Source organism: Ruegeria sp. AB9, assembly GCF_056542585.1.
In genome coordinates this window covers 345,729-363,114 of record NZ_JBQGAA010000002.1, presented here as the reverse complement: position 1 = coordinate 363,114, position 17,386 = coordinate 345,729, and the positions used below count along the sequence as shown (strand labels likewise).

The following is a 17,386-nucleotide window of genomic DNA, read 5'->3' as shown; positions in this document are numbered from 1 at the left end:
GGCGCATCTTGTGCTCGTTAACGCCTGATTTTTCATCTGGAATATCTGTGCGTAGCACTCCATACTCACCGGGAGGGAGCGCGTTGGTCCGCAGCGCGTAGCAAGAACAATGGCGAGATTATAAAAATATGGCTTCGGACAGACAGAATCTTCAGGATGCCTTCCTGAACAATGTACGGAAAGCTAAGGTTCCGGTCACAATTTTCCTGATTAACGGTGTGAAATTGCAGGGTGTTATCACCTGGTTCGACAATTTCTGCGTATTGTTGCGCCGCGACGGACAGTCGCAGTTGGTATACAAACACGCGATTTCGACCATCATGCCGTCACAGCCGATCAACCTGTATGAGGGCGAAGACGCCTCTTGATGGAACATGACCGGATGCGCACCCGGGCCTGGGTGCTGCATCCCGAAATCAAATCAGATGAACAGCGCCGTGTCCCTGAACCGGCGCTGGAAGAGGCGGTGGCACTGGCCGCTGCATTGCCCGATCTGGATGTGATCGGATCTGAAATTGTTCGCCTTCAACGCGCCCAGGCGGGGTATTTGTTCGGCAGCGGCAAGATCGAAGAACTTGGCGAGCGAATTCGTGAAAACGAAGTTGAGCTGGTTCTGATCGACGGGCCGGTGACGCCGGTGCAGCAGCGCAACCTTGAAAAGGCGTGGAAGGTCAAGATTCTCGACCGGACCGGGCTGATCCTAGAGATCTTCAGCGACCGAGCGCGCACGCGGGAAGGGGTGTTGCAGGTCGAGATGGCGGCCCTCAGCTATCAGCGGACCCGACTGGTACGGGCATGGACCCACCTTGAACGTCAGCGTGGCGGTTTGGGATTCGTCGGCGGACCCGGTGAAACCCAGATCGAAGCGGACCGCCGCGCCATTGACGAGCAACTCGTGCGCTTGCGGCGTCAGTTGCAGAAGGTCGTCAAGACCCGAACTCTGCACCGGGCTGCGCGGGCCAAAGTGCCGTATCCTATCGTAGCACTCGTGGGCTATACAAACGCGGGCAAATCGACACTGTTCAACCACCTGACCGGGGCCGAGGTGATGGCCAAGGACATGCTGTTCGCCACGCTGGACCCGACCATGCGGCGTGTACAATTACCTGATGGTCCCGAAGTGATCCTGTCAGACACGGTGGGCTTTATTTCAAACCTGCCGACCGAGCTTGTGGCGGCCTTCCGGGCCACGCTGGAAGAGGTATTGGGCGCCGATCTGATCGTTCACGTGCGTGATATCAGCCACGAAGAAACAGAAGCGCAGGCGCAGGATGTCGAGACGATTCTGACCTCGCTGGGGGTCGATGAAGAGAGGCCCCGGCTTGAGGTCTGGAACAAGATAGACTTGTTGAGCGCCGATGAGCGCGAGGCGACGCTGGCGCGCGCGGAACGAGATCCGGCGATTTTCGCCATTTCGGCTGTCACGGGTGAAGGGGTTGCCCCGTTGCTGTCCGAGATCGCGACACATCTGCAGGGCGCGCGGCATGAGGTTGTTCTGAACCTGTCTTTTTCCGAGGGCGACAAGCGGGCCTGGCTGTTTCGACAGGATGTCGTGCGTAGCGAAGAGCAGACAGAAGATGGGTTTCTTATCACCGTTCTGTGGACCAAGAAACAGGCGGCTCGGTTTGAGGCGCTGTAGACTTGGCGAAAGGTCGGGCCATGTCTGACAAGGCGGATCAAAGGGTTTTCCTGAGCGGCTATATAGACGTGCCCGAGGATCGGCTGGAAGAAGTGCGCGCGGCTTTGCCGGAACATGTGAAACTGACACGCGCGGAGGCGGGCTGTATCTCGTTCGACGTGATTGAGGATCAGACCAAGCCGGGCCGGTTCAACGTTTCAGAAGTCTTTGTGGATCAACAGGGGTTCGACGCGCATCAGGCACGGGCTCAGGCGTCTGACTGGTCTCGGATCACTCAGGGGATACCGCGAAATTACAAGATCCAAAGCGCAGCAGGCGGGAGCTAGGTCAGGTCCCGTCTATCTGGCGCTGATAGTCTTCCGGATCGAACCAACCCACTGAAGACTGAACAAGATGGTCCGGCGTCAGTTCCCATTCTTCCCATCCGCGTGCGATAACGAGATTTCCAGTTTCAGAGTGATGCCCTTCTCGGGTCCAGACGAAAATGGCCTGCGACCCGGCCCACCGCATCATGTCGCACCGTACCTCGAGATCGGGGAAATCGGAGTAAGCTCTGCGCACCATGTCAGCGATTGCCTCACGCCCATGGACTGGCTCACTACCGTTGAAGGTGATCTGTCCGTCTTGCGCAAAGAAACCTGCAACCGCATCAGCATCGCCTGAGCTCCATGCGATTGCGTAGTCGCGTGCAAGATTATTTAGGACATCCCGAATACTGGCCATACTCGTCCCCCTTTGGTCCCACATAATCGGTTCGACGATGTTAGGCGAATTTGACCTTGGGCGCCACGATGGCGCATAAATCGGGGCGGGGACTTGCCGAATAGGCGGATTATCGCGGGATCAGATTGGTCACGCCAACAGCGGCGGCGCGGGCCAGATCAAGGTCCAGTGACATCGGAATATACTCGCCACGACGCCACAGTTGAGCCTGATCGTCATAATAGCGCGACAGGAAGTGGCCCGATTGTCCGGTGGCCGTAATAAAGACCGAGCTGTTGGGGTCGGCGAAGTCATAAACGCCACGATACCCCGCGCCGTGCACGTTCTGGAACGGATCCGGACCATCGCCCGATGTGCGGCCACGCAGCAGAGTGTTGTCGCCGCCACTGGTCGATTGGCGAATGTTCACGAAAAAGCGCAAAACAGGGACGGTTCCCAGCACGGGGTGGTCATGGGTCGCCTGATGCGCGTCGCCCCAACGTAAGGATTCAAGCGCGCTGCCATAACGTTCGGCGATCCAGATCAGAGCGTCATCCAGTGCCAGCCGTGACATTTCTGTACAGGTTTCGACCGGTGCGCTCTGCAGCACGTCACACCAGACGCCCGCTCCGTCAATGTCGCGATAGACCCGTTCGATGAATAGCGGTTCAACATGTTTGTATTCGCTGGCCAGCGGCCCAAGCTCGTCCGAAATCAGGCGGATCTGAAGCGCACGCAACCAGGCCGCATAGATTAACGGCTCGGGCAGGTGTTCGTTCATCTCACCGTTCCAGTCCGCCAGTAGCGAAAGCGCAATCTGGCGTTGACGTTCCGGCGTGCCTTCGGGGGCCGAGGCCCCGGTGAACCACAGATCGGCGCCGATCAGCGGCAGCAGGGACCGTGCGGTAAAGCTGACCGTGTCCAGTTGCGCTTCGATGAAGCTATCGCGAGTATGCACCTCACGCGATTGCATCAGGCGTTCCCAGCGGTGCACGCGCTGAGTATCGCCCCATTCATAGGATACATGTTCCGGGAACGGGCGGTCGATGATCTTGTTGTTCGTGTTACCCAAAACGCCGCCAACAGGGGCCACGAATTCCGGGTTATCGGCATAGGGCAGGCGGCCTTGCCAGCGATTGGCCTCGATCCAGCCGGGCGAGGGGATACGACCACGGCTTTGGTTTTGGAGATCGCGGCGAGGCATCGCACCGATCAGTTTCATCCCAATGGTCGTTTTGTCGACCAATGACAGGTTCTGAGAGGGCGCGATGAATTGCTCACCGACTGTGATGGCCTGTTGTACGCTGTCGGCGTTCATCAGCGCCATGGACGCCGACATCGACGTGTCCTGCGGGCTGAGCGCCGTCCAGGACAGGGACGCCACATGGCCCGGTGGAGTGATGGTTTCCAGTTTGTAGTCCGTGCCTGGCAGCACCGGACCGTTATCCGTCCAGCGCAAGGTCAAGGTAACCGGAGCCTCATCCTTGATCTCGATGATCGAAGGGCGGGTCTGGAACTCTTTGAAGCCGTCCGGGGTCAGGTATTCTTCCGGGTTATCAGGGTTTAGCTGCTCGATATGAACGTCCTGATCGTCGAGATATGACGATGTCAGCCCCCAGCCCAACCGGTCGCTGCGCCCGGTCATGATGGCGGGCACGCCGGGGATTGAGGCTCCGATTACACCGCCTTTTTCCAGATCAAGATGTGCGAGGTACCAAACCCCTGGCGCTGTGAAACCCAAATGAGGATCATTGGCCAACAAGGTCCCGCCACTTGCGGATCGTGACGGCGCGGCGGTCCAGGCGTTTGAAGCGCCAGCCAGTCCACGTTTAGGAAGGGGTGACAGGGGTGTTTCTGGAACGTCCGTGCCAGCAGCATAGCGCGGCAGATTAGGGAACAGTGCGGCATATTCGGGAAGCGCAGCAATGCCGGGTCCCGGAACATCGGGCAGAATATCCGCCAAACGCGCGGGGTCGTTCAACATCAGGGACGTACGGGCGCGCAGAACTTCATCGGTGAGGTGGCCAGACAGTTGCAGTGCCATCAGCTTGATAACCGCGATGCTGTCACCAGGCTGCCACGGAGAGACGGGGGCGTTGAACAGGAACATTTCCGGGGCGCCACGTCCAAGCGCTTCTTCGTTGATTTCGGTCAGTCGGGCATTGACCCCAGCGGAATAGGCACGCAAGGCGGCCTTAGTGTAGTCGTCCTGCACCTCGACTGAGCGATGGGCGAGTCCATAGAGGTCGAACCGGCGCAGCAGCTTGTCTATGTGAAGTGTGCGCGGGCCAAAGACCTCGGACAGACGACCCTGTGCAGTGCGGCGCATGACGGTCATCTGCCACAGTCGATCCTGTGCATGGGCATATCCCAAACCAAAGAACACGTCGGGATCGGTCTGGCCCAGAATATGCGGCACGTTGGCTGTGTCGCGCACGATCTCGACCGGGGCGGTCAGGCCGTCAACCTCAAGCGTCTGGTCATAGTCCGGCAGGGATTGGCTGGCCAGGAAATAGACGAGGCCCATTGCGGCGAGGATCAGAATGATCAGACCCGACGCGATGCGCACCAGCCAGCGGAAAACAAGACCCATTACTGCCCCATATTCTTATTCAGATGAAGGTTGCGCAGAGATTAGAGGATGGTCGGTCTGACCGAAAGAGGAACGCGGCAAGAACCTGCGCGGAAAGGGCTAAAAACAAATACCCCGCCGCAATGGTGCACTGCGACGGGGACCAAATCGGGGAAGTGGTAATCCGGGTTATGGAATGATGCGGGTATACTTCGTACCTTCGACGGTTGCGCCAATCTGAAGGCCTGCTTGCCCGAAAATAGCCGCCAGAACAGGAGTGCGCAGCGTCGTGGTGTCGGTCGACAGTGAGTCCCCCTGGTCGCTGACCACATAGCCAATGTCGGCCCCGGCGGTCCAACCGCTGGAGCGGCGGAAATCATTCAGCGCATCTTCAGTCATGAAGAACAGAACATGCGCATATTGCTGCGCGCCGATCTGCAGCCCGGCAGTGCCTTTGACGGCAGAGTAATAATCAACCGTCGCACCGTTGATACGCAGTGCGCCCCGGCCATAGCCGCCGCCGAACACAAATCCGGCTTCGGTGATCAATGGCATGACCAGCAAGCCATTGGCTTTGTTCGCGATTTCCACGGTGTTGGGGTACCGGCTGTACATCTCGGTCAGCGTTGCATCGACACGGGCGTCGATCGTGGCTGAGTTTGAATTGCCGACGCCATTTCCGCAAGCTGCGGTCAGGGTCAGACCTGCCATGCCCAAGGCAAAGCCGCGACGGTTCAGTCGGGGGGAGTTGGAACTGCTCATGGTTTTTTTCTCTGTAACTGTGCCTGATATGTCGGGTGATCCCGATCTTGCCGGCAAGGATACGCCGATTAGGGCGATGTGTCACGGGAAAGCTGTCCGTTGCACGATGTTCATCGGCGAAAAGTTGCGACTCTTTCGGGTTTTAGCCTTGCAGGATGCGCGCAACCTGAGGTGAGAAATAAGTCAGAATGCCGTCGCATCCGGCCCGCTTGAAGGCCAGCAGACTTTCCAGCATCACCTTTTCTCCGTCGATCCAGCCATTCTGAGCAGCTGCCTGGATCATCGCGTATTCGCCCGAGACCTGGTAGGCATAGGTCGGTGCGCCAAAGCTGTCTTTCACGCGGCGGCAGATATCCAGATAGGGCATGCCGGGTTTGATCATCACCATATCTGCACCTTCAGTCAGGTCACGCTCGATCAGGCGCAGGGCTTCGTCCGAGTTGGCCGGATCCATCTGATAGGTTTTCTTGTCGCCGGTCAGCGCACCTGATGCGCCGACCGCATCGCGGAAGGGCCCATAAAAGGCACTGGCATACTTTGCGGCATAGCTGAGGATCATGACGTTGTGGTGGCCTGCACCTTCCAGCGCGCGGCGCATTTCCCCGATCCGACCGTCCATCATATCTGATGGGCCGATGATATCCGCACCGGCATCAGCCTGGGCAAGGGTCATTTTGACCAGCGCCTCAATGGTCTGATCATTTACAATCTCGCCATCGACAACATAACCGTCATGGCCGTTGATGTTATAGGGGTCCAGCGCCACATCGGTCATCACGGCGATATCCGGGGCTGCCGCCTTGATCGCCCGGATGGCCCGGTTCGACAGGTTGTCAGGGTTCCAGGCCTCAGCGCAGTCTTCGGTTTTCAACGAAGAATCTGTGTAGGGAAAGATACAGATCGCAGGGATTCCAAGCGCTTGTGCTTCGACTGCGGCCTTGGCAATCAAATCCACCGACCGGCGCACCACGCCCGGCATTGAGGGCACGGGCTCTTCAATTCCTTCGCCATCGCGCACAAAAACCGGCCAGATCAGGTCATCCGTGGTCAGAGTGTTCTCACGCACAAGCCCGCGAATTGCCTGAGATTGACGAGCACGCCGAAAGCGGGTCATGGGAAAGGGGGCAATGGTTGGTTTCATGGCGCGTTCTCCTTGAACATTCGTGCATTGGGTGGCATGAATTCACAAAGGTCTCAAGGGTATCAATGGACGCGGCTGCGCGGCAGAACCTCCCTGAGTGGTTTGAATAAAGGGTTGGGTTTGGACTGGTATTCTTCGATCTTTGAAGTCATCGACATGCGCAGCTTTTCGAATCTCTGGTTCTGGATTGTGCTGGCCGTCGTCTGGTCGTCGGCCAGCCACTGGGTTATGGGCATTCCCTACGATCTGGTGGTGCGTGCCCGGCGGATTGGGGGGCAGGTCGAGATCGATCTTCTCGACATCGTTCGTATAAACACCAACCGTATATTGTTGATCGTGGACATGTCCGGTACCGTCCTTCTGGCATTCGGCTGTTTTTTGTTCACCGGCCTGGCCACGCTTGGTTTCTACTACGGTGTCGAGTTCGCACAGGCCGTGTTCCTGTTGCTGTTTCCGCTGTCTCTGGTTCTGTTGGTGAATATCGTGCATGCGCGGCGATTGCGACGGCAGGAACTGACTCTCGACGCTGTGTCGAAGACCATTTCGCGCTGTCGGCTCTATACCCAGATCATAGGCATGATCTCGATACTGGTCACTTCGTTCTGGGGCATGTATCAGAACATTTCGATTGGTGTTCTGGGATAGCAAAATCTGAAAGGCGAGGCGATGAAGGCTCCGAACCACGTGACAGTTGGCGGTGCCCCCGAAGGGTTTGACGCGCAGCTTGTGCTGAACGAAATCGCCCGCAGCGACGGGCCCGTGGCCCATGTCGCACGTGACGATAAGCGGATGGAGGCGATGCGCGCCGCGCTGGCCTTTTTTGCCCCGGACATGCCTGTCTTTGTGTTTCCGGGCTGGGATTGTCTGCCCTATGACCGGGTGTCGCCGAATGCCGATATCTCAGCGGCAAGGGTGGCCACGCTGGCGGCACTGGTCCACCAGATGCCGCAGAAATATGTGTTGCTGACCACATTGAATGCCGCAACTCAGCGGGTTCCTGCACGTGAGGTTTTGCGTGAGGCAGCGTTTACCGCCCGCGTCGATCAGCGCATCGACGAGACCGCGCTTAGGAATTTTCTTGTGCGCATGGGATTCACTCAAAGTCCCACGGTTATGGAGCCGGGAGATTATGCCATCCGCGGCGGTATCATCGACATCTTCCCTCCGGGTGAATCCGGCCCCGTTCGTCTGGATTTGTTCGGAGACGTTCTTGACGGTGCGCGACGGTTTGATCCTGTAACTCAGCGTACAACTGAAAAGCTGGAAGTTGTAGAGTTGGCTCCTGTGTCCGAAGTCATATTGGACGATGCAGCCATCACCCGGTTCCGTCAGAATTACCGCATCGAGTTTGGCGCGGCAGGCACCGATGATCCGCTGTACGAGGCCGTAAGCGCCGGTCGCAAGCATCAGGGCATCGAACACTGGCTGCCGTTCTTCCATGACAAGCTTGAGACACTGTTTGATTATTTGCCGAAAGCCACAATCACCGTCGATGATCAGGTCACGCCTGCGAGATTGGCTCGGTGGGACACGATTGCCGATCAATATGAAACCCGCCGTCTGGCGCTTGAAAACCGATCCCGTATGGATACGGTCTACAAGCCTACACCCCCGGGTCTTTTGTATCTCGATGATGCCGCTTGGGAGGCGGCTGTCTCGGATCGTCGTGTCCTGCAGTTCAGCCCCTTGCCACAGGCCTCGGGCCCCGGTGTCGTTGACGCGGGCGGGCGGATCGGGCGCAATTTTGCCCCGGAACGTCAGCAGGAGAGCGTCAGTCTGTTCGGCGCTTTGGCCAACCACATCACTGCCAAGCTCGACAAAGGTCCGGTGCTGATTGCGTCCTATTCGGAAGGTGCGCGCGAACGTCTGACCGGTCTGATCGAGGACGAAGGTCTGGCCGAGGCCATTCCGGTTACCAATGGCACACGCGTCGGAAAACGCGGTTTGCACCTTGCCGTCTGGGCGTTGGAGCACGGGTTTGAAACCCCCGGCCTGACTGTGATCGCCGAACAGGATGTTCTGGGTGATAGGTTGATCCGCCAGCCCAAGAAACGTCGCAAGGCCGAGAATTTCCTTACCGAAACTCAATCGCTCAGCCCCGGCGATCTGGTGGTGCATGTGGATCACGGGATCGGTCGCTACATGGGGATGGAGGTCGTCACTGCGGCGGGCGCAGCCCATGAATGCCTTCTGCTGGAATACGCAGAGCAATCCAAGCTGTACCTGCCGGTCGAAAACATCGAACTACTTTCGAAATACGGTCATGACGAAGGCCTGCTGGACAGACTGGGCGGTGGCGCGTGGCAGGCCAAAAAGGCCAAGCTGAAAGAGCGCATACGCGAGATGGCGGACAAGCTGATCCGCATCGCAGCCGAACGCGCTTTGCGCAAAGCCCCGGTGATGGACCCGCCGCCGCACGCGTGGGAAGAGTTCAGCGCTCGTTTCCCGTATCAGGAAACCGACGACCAGTTGCGCGCAATCTCGGATGTGATGGAAGATATTCATTCCGGCGCGCCAATGGACCGGCTGATCTGCGGGGATGTTGGATTTGGCAAAACCGAGGTCGCGATGCGCGCGGCCTTTGTCGCTGCCATGTCCGGCGTGCAGGTGGCAGTCGTGGCACCGACCACCTTGCTGGCCCGCCAACACGCGGCAAGCTTCAGGGAACGGTTCCGGGGCTTCCCTCTGGAGGTGCGACAGCTGTCGCGCTTTGTCTCGGCGAAGGAGGCTCAGCAAACCCGTGACGGGATGTCACGTGGAACGGTGGACATCGTGATCGGGACCCATGCGCTGCTGGCCAAGAACATCCGGTTCAACAACTTGGGTTTGCTGATAATTGATGAAGAACAACATTTTGGTGTGGGCCATAAGGAACGCCTGAAGCAACTGCGTAGCGACGTTCACGTGCTGACTCTGACCGCAACGCCGATCCCGCGCACGTTGCAATTGTCTCTGACCGGTGTACGCGATCTGTCGATCATTGGAACACCTCCTATCGACCGGTTGGCGATCCGTACCTACGTCAGCGAGTTCGATGCGGTCACGATCCGGGAAGCGCTGCTGCGTGAACATTACCGCGGTGGGCAGAGTTTCTATGTTGTACCCCGCATTTCGGATCTGCCCGAGATCGAGGAGTTCCTGAAAAGCCAACTGCCGGAACTGACCTATGTGGTTGCCCACGGCCAGATGGCAGCCGGGGAACTCGATGATCGTATGAATGCGTTTTATGACGGTAAATACGATGTGCTGCTGGCCACGACGATTGTCGAAAGCGGTCTGGATATTCCAACGGCGAACACGATGGTTGTGCACCGCGCAGATATGTTCGGCCTTGCGCAGCTCTATCAGATCAGGGGTCGGGTGGGGCGCTCGAAAACCCGTGCCTATGCTTATCTAACCACCAAGCCGCGCCAGAAGCTGACCGCTACAGCCGAGAAACGCCTGCGTGTTCTGGGCTCGCTGGACACATTGGGGGCCGGGTTTACGCTGGCTTCTCAGGATCTCGACATTCGTGGCGCGGGGAACCTGCTAGGTGAAGAGCAGTCCGGCCAGATGCGCGACGTGGGATATGAACTCTACCAGTCGATGCTGGAAGAGGCGATCGCCAAGATCAAAGCAGGTGAAATGGAGGGGTTGTCGGATGCCGATGATCAATGGGCACCGCAGATCAATCTGGGCGTGCCGGTTCTGATCCCCGAAGACTACGTACCCGATCTGGATGTGCGTCTGGGTCTCTATCGCCGCTTGTCCTCGCTCTCGACGAAAGTCGAGCTGGAGGGCTTTGCCGCGGAACTGATCGACCGGTTCGGCAAATTGCCAAAAGAGGTGAATACACTGATGCTGGTCGTACGCATCAAGACCATGTGCAAACGCGCGGGGATTGCCAAGCTGGACGGCGGCCCGAAAGGCGCGACGATCCAGTTCCACAACGACAAGTTTGCTTCGCCTCAGGGGTTGGTCGAATTCATCCAAAATCAACGCGGCATGGCCAAGGTCAAGGACAACAAGATTGTGGTGCGTCGTGATTGGAAAAAGGACAGCGACAAGATCAAAGGGGCCTTTGCTATTGCGCGCGATCTAGCTGAAAAAGTGGTTGCGGAAAAGAAAAAGGCCAAGGCTGGTTAAGATGGGGGAAGGGGGCTCTGCCCCCGCTGCGCGTCCCGCGCATCTCCCCCGGGATATTTGCTGCCAGATGAAGAAGCGGATCCCAGCTTCATCTGGCTAAAAATACCCCGCCGGAGGCATCGCGCGGTAGCGCGATCAATCCCCATTAATCACGCAAGGCAGCCTGCGCGCAGAAGCAGGACGCAGCCACAACCCGGTCGGCGCGAGCCATAGCCAAATCCAGTCGCTGTTTGATCTGTAAGATTTCAACATCTTCACCGCGGGCTTTGAGGCACTCGTGCAGTCCTTTTAGGCTCCACACATTGTCGGGATGGATCGAGGCGCGGCTTAGTGAACCGCCGAGACCCAGGTCCTCACGATAAACCGCCTCTGCTTCTGCCACGTGACCTTGTTCGAACAGCAAAGCTCCAAGCGCGTGACGGGTGGGCTGCATCCAGCCCCAGGGTTCGTCATAGGGCAGGGTATCGTCCAGTTCGACCGAGCGGCGCAGATGGGCAAAAGCGATTTCGAAATTGCCCTTGCGATATTCGATCTCCCCGCGCAGCATTTCCCGCGCGATCTCGAGCAAGTCGATCACGCGATTGTTGTGCAGCCTGCGGGTTTCGGGGACGCATTCCTTGGCTGCAAGGAACAGGTTCTCTTCAGCTTCGGCGTTGGCGATATCGCCGGTTGCGGCATGTGCGATTGCCCGGGCATAGTGGGTCGTGGCCGTCAGTGTTCGATACAGGTCCGGATCGGAGGGCAGATCCAGCGCCTTGGCTTCTTCCCACCGGCCAAATCGGATCAGGATATGCGGTCCCATGGACATGTAGCTTTCGAAGTAATCCGCCATGGGCGGGCTTTCGATACGCAGCATCTCTTCGGGCGTCGTATCCCACAGACCCTGATTGGCGCGCAGGGCGGGTTCGAGTTGCCCCAGAAACAGTGCGCCATAGATGGCGAAGTGATAGTTGTGTTGCCGATAGCCGGTGTAAATGTTGAACGCGCCTTCCCGTTCGTAGTATTTCAGATCGGCCTCTGAGGCTTTTTCGTTCCAGTGCACAACGTTTTGGTAATGCCCGCAGAGGACATCGATATGTGTCGGCATATGTACCAGATGGCCCGCATCGCGCACCAATGTGCGTAGGACATCACCGGCTTTCAGGGCCTTTTCCGGGGTGGGGGACATCTCCATCAGGTGGACATAAAGATGCAGCAGGCCGGGATGTGACATGGCTTCTGGGTCATTGGCCATGGCCCATTCCAACACCTCTTGAGCCTCGAGCGTTGCCGCGCTTTCGGCCGGTTCGCCTGTTTTCAGATCCCACATCTTCCATGGTGTCAGATTCAATAACGCTTCGACATAGATTGTACGCAGATCAAGGTGGTCGGGATATGCCGCAAACGCTGCCCGCATGGCGTCGGCAAAGTCATGATCCCAAGGGTGCATATCCTCAATTGGATCCCGCTGCGGGTAGCGTGCAGGAAGAGCACGGATCAGGGCTTGCTCTGGGGGTGTGCATGTGTCGACCAGTTCCAGTGCGCGTTGCATTGCATCGTAAGCCAGTGCCAGCGCCTTTTTGCGTCCGCGCTCGTCCTGCAAATCCCATGGCAGGTTGTAATTCGGTCCGGCTGCATACGCCACGCCCCAATGGGCCATGGCGCATTGGGGGTCATGCTCGGCGGCACGTTGGAAACAGGCGACGGCTTCTTCGTGGTTATACCCGTATGTCCAGTTCAGACCGCGGTCGAACCACAGTTGAGCCTCGGGGGCGGATGTCGTTACCGGACAGGAATGGGTGCCCAGATCGTAATAGTCACTCATCGGAAATACTCCCCTCAACCTAGGCCGAGGGTAGCGCGATTCCGATACGTTGCACAGATCAGGCTGGCAGGCGCTCTTCAACGCGGCCCATATGCAGCATCAGGCCGAAAGCCAAAATGCACATGGTCAGGATGCCAAACGTCAAAGGAGCGATGGACCCGTCAAACAGCAGCCCGATCGGCGCGGCGATTGCTGCGGCAAGCACTGTTGAAATCGATCCGATGACCGAGGCCGCCATTCCGGCGATATGCCCCATCGGCTCCATGGCGATGGCGTTCAGGTTGCCTAAAGTTACACCGGCCATGAAAAACACCATGGTCTGCCAGAAAACAAACAATGCAAATGAGGCGTCTGGCGAAAGGTGCATGCCGTTTAGCGTCATAACCAAGGCCGTAATCAGGATTTGTCCCCCCAATGCCCATGTCACCATCCGGCGCATGCCCACGCGCACGACAAGTGCTGCGTTTAGTAAGCTGGCCGACCCGGACATCAGCGCCACGAACCCAAACCAGAATGGAAAGCTTTCGGCGCGGTCGTGGACCACGTCATAAACTGGCTGAACCATTGTCAGCATGGTGAACAACACCCCCATACACAGGGTCTGAACCATGATCGAAAGACGGACGGTCGGATGGGCAAACATCTCTTTAGTGGCCGAGAGCATCAGCGGAAAGCGAAAGGGACGGCGGTTTTCCCGGGCCAGAGATTCCGGCAGGCGAACGCCCATCCAGGAGATGATGACCAACGCAAACAGAATGAACGACACAAAGATACCGCGCCAGCCAAACAGCGCGATCACACCTGCACCCAGCATCGGTGCGGCAGCAGGTATCAATGTGAAAATCATCATCGCAATCGAGATGATCCGCGCCATTTCGCGGCCCGAATACAAGTCGCGAATGATCGCCATGGCCACCACGCGCGGACCAGCCGCGCCCAGCCCCTGAACCACACGTGCGATCAATACCAGTTCCAGCGAGGAGCTGGCCCAGGCAACCGCTGAGGCCGCAATATAGAGGGCCGCGCCGCCGTATATAACCGGCTTGCGTCCCAGAGTATCCGAGAGAGGGCCGGTGAAGAACGTACCAATTCCCATGCCCAACACAAAAGAGGTCAGGATCAGTTGCGCCCGATTGATGTCATCGGGGCTGAGTTGCGCGCCGATCTCGGGTAGGGCGGGCAACATTGAATCGATCGAAAAAGCGATGGTGGCGAACATCATTGCAATCAGGGCAATGAATTCCGCCTTCGACATGCGGTTGGCCATTAAGCACTCCTAACCCGTTCGCGCTATCACGGCGGGTCAGGTTACGCCAGACTGGAATTTTGCACAGACCTCTGTGCTATTCTGCAGGAGAAGCCTCAAGTTGAGACATGATCTCGGTGATCACTTTCTCCCACATTTCAGGTGGTTGAGCACCCGGAACAGCGTGTTGGTTGGCCACAATGAACGTCGGGACCGAGCTGACGCCCATTTCTCGTGAATGAGTATCACGCTTGCTCATGTCATCGCGGTCAGCGTCTGATTTCAGCAGTTTCATGACCACCGCCGCGTCCATCCCGGCGCCGTCGGCAATATCTGCGAGCACTTCTGGGTCGCCGATGTCGCGGGCCTGAACAAAGTAGGCATCGAACAGCGCATCGACGACAGCATTCTGTTTGTCTTCGATTCCAGCCCAATGGATCAGGCGATGTGCATCCAGTGTATTGGGCGTGCGCTTCATGCCTTCGAAGTCGATCTTCAATCCGGCTTTTTCAGCGTGTTCAACCACGGGCGCATAGGCGCGCACTGCACCTTCTTTACCGCCGAATTTGCGTTCCAGATACTCGCGCCGATCCATACCCTCATCTGGCATGTCCGGGTTCAACTGGAATGGGTGCCATTCAATGACAAAAGGATGATCGGGTACGTTGGCCAGCGCCTTGTCCAGATGCGTTTTGCCAATATAGCACCACGGGCAGATCGGATCGGACAGGATGTCGAGCTTGACGGTCTGGGTCATTTGGTTGGTGCCTCGAAATAGGCCGGCAACGCCCGGCGCAGGAGTTTGCCATTGCCGCCGGTTGGCAGGGCAGGCAGGTGGATGAAGGCGCGCGGTTGTTTGTAGCGTGCCAGATTGGCCTCGACATAGGCATGCAGGGCCGCATCGTCCAGCTTTTCAGGGCCGGTATAGAAGGCAGCTATCACAAATGTGTCCGGTTTGACCTCGACCGCGGCTGCACCGACCTGAGTGATGCCCGGAAAGCGGGACAGGGCGGCTTCGACCTCGACCGGTGACACGCGATACCCGCCCGCATTCATCATATCATCGTCACGGCCCAGGTACGAAATCTGACCGTCCACCGCCATGGCACCCTGATCACCGGTCAGGAACCACTCCCCCTGCATACGCTCTTCAACTTCATCGGGGGCGTTGAGATAAGTCAGCATCAGCCCGGGGTCAGAACGGTGAATGGCGATGGTGCCTTCCTGCCCCTGTGGCACCGGACCGTCCGGGCCCAGGATCGCAACGCGACGCCCCGGTTGCGGTTGTCCCAGTGCGTCGCTACGCGCGGGGTGGGTCGGGCTGGAGGAGATGAAGGTCGAGCATTCGGACATACCATAAGCTTCGAAAAGCTCGGTGCCGGTGGTGTTCAGCCATTTCTCATGAAGAGAACGAGCCAGTTTCTCGCCCGCACATAGACCGTGGCGCAGGTCGGGCAGTTCGATCCGATCCAACTGTTGCAACATCTTGCGATAGACCCCGGGGGCGGCGGCGAAAATCGTAGCGCGATGCTGGCGTAGAAAGGCGGGCAGGGCAGTGATGTCCGTACCGGGTTCCGGGATCAGGGCGGTGGCACCAATGGTCCATGGGTCCATCAAGCCGGTGCCCAGCGTATAGGTCCAGTTGAATGCCCCCGCGTGGCACAGCCGGTCGGTCTCGCGCAGACCATACCAGCCATCGACCATCATCTGCCGCGCCCAGATTGCCCGATGGGCATGGGCCACAGCACGAGGCTTGCCAGAGGTTCCCGAGGTGTAGACGATATAAGCCATACGTTCAGGGTCGCCCATGTCGAAGCCCGCCGGTGGCAGGTTTCGCATCGCTTGCAACGCATCCAATTCGATCTGCTTTGGGTGAACGGCACATGCAACATCCGGATCACGCAGAATAGCCGTCGGAGAGAGATCCGCGATCATTTTGGCGGTTTCGGGTTCCGTCAGTTGCGACGATGTCGGCACCGGTACGATGCCCACGGCAATCGCACCCAGATAGGCGATCGGGAAATCCACCGTATTGCCCAGCCGCATAAGAGCGATATCGCCAGGCTTCAAACCGGCCTGCAACAACCCGGCGCCGGTGCCCAGCACGGCTGCTTTCAGATCGCGAAAGCTCCAATCCTGTGCGTCCTTCGCGCGCAGGACCGACAAGGCCACTTTATCCGGAGCTTGATCCGCGCGACCCAGAACATGAGCGGCGAGGTTGAAAGGTGTGGGACACGGCGAAGGCGCCCCCTGATCGAAGATTGACAACATGACCTCTGGCTAACGCGCCGCCTGTCGCGTTGCAAGCGCTGCTGGCCGGGCCTATAGAGAGGACATGAGCACCCAAGATCCCAAATCCCTGATCCGTATTGCCCGCGACTCTGGTGATCACACCGAAGTTGAACCGCTGGACCTTGGCGCACGTGTGCGAGAGTTGCGCAAGGCGCGGCAATGGACATTGGAGCAGGCCGCCAGTCAGGCCGGTTTGGCACGCTCGACGCTCAGCAAGATTGAAAACGGGCAGATGTCGCCCACGTACGATGCGCTTAAGAAGCTTGCTATTGGACTGGAGATTTCGGTTCCGCAGCTTTTCACGCCGCCCCAGCGCGATCAGGTGATCGGTCGTATGGCGATTACCCGTCTGGGCGACGGCACGGCGCATGCGACAACCACTTATGAACACGAGTTGCTGGCCGAGACCCTGACCAAGAAGCAAATGCTGCCCTATCGAGCGCGGGTCCGTGCAAGATCAATGGATGAATTTGACGGCTGGGTACGCCATGACGGTGAAGAGTTCATGTATGTACTGACCGGAGTCGTGCAGCTTTATACCGAGTTTTATGAGCCAGTTGAGATGCGCAGGGGCGACAGCGCCTATTACGACGGCAGCATGGGCCACAACGTGATTTCCGTCAGTGACGAAGACGCAACTATCCTTTGGGTCACTTCACTTTCTTAACGCGGCGCTGCTGAATTCCCGGTTCAGCCCTTCGGTGAACAGGAAGTCTTCTACCTCTTCATGCGCCTCATTCATTGTGAGTTGGTGACGTTCGGCCAAATAGGCTTCGAACCCTTTTCGATCCTTTAAGACGCGCATCATGTCCTGGTCACGCAAGTTCGGAAAGCGCCGCTTCGCGCGTTCGCAAGCCGCGCTCCAGTCTTGTGTAAGATCGGTCCAGTTCATCATCTGTGAGCTTTCCTTTGGTAGCGATTAGGACTGCTCTCCCCCATGTTAGAGTACGAACAGGGTGCCGTAGCGTAAGACATGACAAAATGTCGCATCAGAGTGTCGCGCTTTTTCAGGCCGAATTGTGCCCGCTGCGAAGTTTCCGCAACGGGCCGACGGGCCTACATTTGGTGTGAGTGGTGGCGGGCCCGGTTGTTAGCCATCAGCA

15 protein-coding genes are annotated in these 17,386 nt (G+C 58.1%); 6 read left to right on the top strand and 9 right to left on the bottom strand.

The features are described from left to right. Positions 1-128: 128 nt before the first annotated feature. The 3 genes from hfq to ACR0K5_RS07625 are packed head-to-tail and all read left to right on the top strand — an operon-like array spanning position 129 to position 1,965. On the top strand, positions 129-368 hold the full coding sequence (gene hfq, locus ACR0K5_RS07635; protein WP_005982826.1) for an RNA chaperone Hfq: 240 nt from the start codon (positions 129-131) through the stop codon (positions 366-368). Next, on the top strand, positions 368-1,639 hold the full coding sequence (gene hflX / locus ACR0K5_RS07630) for a GTPase HflX (RefSeq protein WP_480629101.1): 1,272 nt from the start codon (positions 368-370) through the stop codon (positions 1,637-1,639). The genes hfq and hflX overlap by 1 nt, the downstream gene beginning before the upstream one ends. Positions 1,640-1,659: 20 nt before the next feature. Continuing rightward, positions 1,660-1,965: a putative quinol monooxygenase gene (locus ACR0K5_RS07625; RefSeq protein WP_480629100.1), complete on the top strand. Its 306-nt coding sequence runs from the start codon at positions 1,660-1,662 to the stop codon at positions 1,963-1,965. Position 1,966: 1 nt separating this feature from the next. Here ACR0K5_RS07625 and ACR0K5_RS07620 read toward each other — a convergent pair whose 3' ends face one another. The 4 genes from ACR0K5_RS07620 to hemB all read right to left on the bottom strand — a co-directional run bounded on the left by ACR0K5_RS07620 (position 1,967) and on the right by hemB (position 6,816). Then, positions 1,967-2,362 (bottom strand): nuclear transport factor 2 family protein, encoded by a 396-nt coding sequence (locus ACR0K5_RS07620; protein ID WP_480629099.1) that lies wholly within the window; start codon positions 2,360-2,362, stop codon positions 1,967-1,969. Positions 2,363-2,471: 109 nt separating this feature from the next. After that, positions 2,472-4,934, bottom strand: coding sequence for a penicillin acylase family protein (locus tag ACR0K5_RS07615; RefSeq protein ID WP_480629098.1), 2,463 nt, complete (start codon positions 4,932-4,934; stop codon positions 2,472-2,474). Between the two features lie 168 nt (positions 4,935-5,102). After that, positions 5,103-5,675, bottom strand: a complete 573-nt coding sequence (locus tag ACR0K5_RS07610; RefSeq protein ID WP_480629097.1) for a lipid-binding SYLF domain-containing protein — start codon at positions 5,673-5,675, stop codon at positions 5,103-5,105. Positions 5,676-5,817: 142 nt separating this feature from the next. Further along, positions 5,818-6,816 (bottom strand): porphobilinogen synthase, encoded by a 999-nt coding sequence (hemB, locus tag ACR0K5_RS07605; protein WP_480629096.1) that lies wholly within the window; start codon positions 6,814-6,816, stop codon positions 5,818-5,820. 120 nt (positions 6,817-6,936) lie between these two features. Here hemB and ACR0K5_RS07600 point away from each other — a divergent pair, with 120 nt between their 5' ends. Continuing rightward, positions 6,937-7,461 (top strand): component of SufBCD complex, encoded by a 525-nt coding sequence (locus ACR0K5_RS07600; protein WP_480629095.1) that lies wholly within the window; start codon positions 6,937-6,939, stop codon positions 7,459-7,461. A 21-nt stretch (positions 7,462-7,482) separates the two neighbouring features. After that, the gene (gene mfd / locus ACR0K5_RS07595; RefSeq protein ID WP_480629094.1) at positions 7,483-10,941 is read left to right on the top strand and encodes a transcription-repair coupling factor; all 3,459 of its coding nucleotides are present in this window, start codon (positions 7,483-7,485) and stop codon (positions 10,939-10,941) included. 145 nt (positions 10,942-11,086) lie between these two features. Here mfd and ACR0K5_RS07590 read toward each other — a convergent pair whose 3' ends face one another. The 4 genes from ACR0K5_RS07590 to ACR0K5_RS07575 all read right to left on the bottom strand — a co-directional run bounded on the left by ACR0K5_RS07590 (position 11,087) and on the right by ACR0K5_RS07575 (position 16,262). Further along, positions 11,087-12,745, bottom strand: a complete 1,659-nt coding sequence (locus ACR0K5_RS07590; protein WP_480629093.1) for a tetratricopeptide repeat protein — start codon at positions 12,743-12,745, stop codon at positions 11,087-11,089. Between the two features lie 58 nt (positions 12,746-12,803). Next, complete coding sequence (locus ACR0K5_RS07585) at positions 12,804-14,012, bottom strand: multidrug effflux MFS transporter (RefSeq protein WP_480629092.1); 1,209 nt, start codon at positions 14,010-14,012, stop codon at positions 12,804-12,806. Positions 14,013-14,088: 76 nt separating this feature from the next. Then, positions 14,089-14,748, bottom strand: a complete 660-nt coding sequence (locus ACR0K5_RS07580) for a DsbA family oxidoreductase (protein WP_480629091.1) — start codon at positions 14,746-14,748, stop codon at positions 14,089-14,091. Then, on the bottom strand, positions 14,745-16,262 hold the full coding sequence (locus ACR0K5_RS07575) for a class I adenylate-forming enzyme family protein (protein ID WP_480629090.1): 1,518 nt from the start codon (positions 16,260-16,262) through the stop codon (positions 14,745-14,747). The genes ACR0K5_RS07580 and ACR0K5_RS07575 overlap by 4 nt, the downstream gene beginning before the upstream one ends. 64 nt (positions 16,263-16,326) lie before the next feature. On the opposite strand from ACR0K5_RS07575, the gene ACR0K5_RS07570 reads away from it, so the two are divergent. Next, positions 16,327-16,950 carry a helix-turn-helix domain-containing protein gene (locus tag ACR0K5_RS07570; RefSeq protein WP_480629089.1) on the top strand — a complete coding sequence of 208 codons (624 nt, stop codon included), beginning with the start codon at positions 16,327-16,329 and terminating at the stop codon, positions 16,948-16,950. On the opposite strand, the gene ACR0K5_RS07565 is transcribed toward ACR0K5_RS07570, so the two are convergent. After that, positions 16,939-17,178, bottom strand: coding sequence for a hypothetical protein (locus ACR0K5_RS07565; protein WP_480629088.1), 240 nt, complete (start codon positions 17,176-17,178; stop codon positions 16,939-16,941). The genes ACR0K5_RS07570 and ACR0K5_RS07565 overlap by 12 nt on opposite strands. Positions 17,179-17,386: the final 208 nt, after the last annotated feature.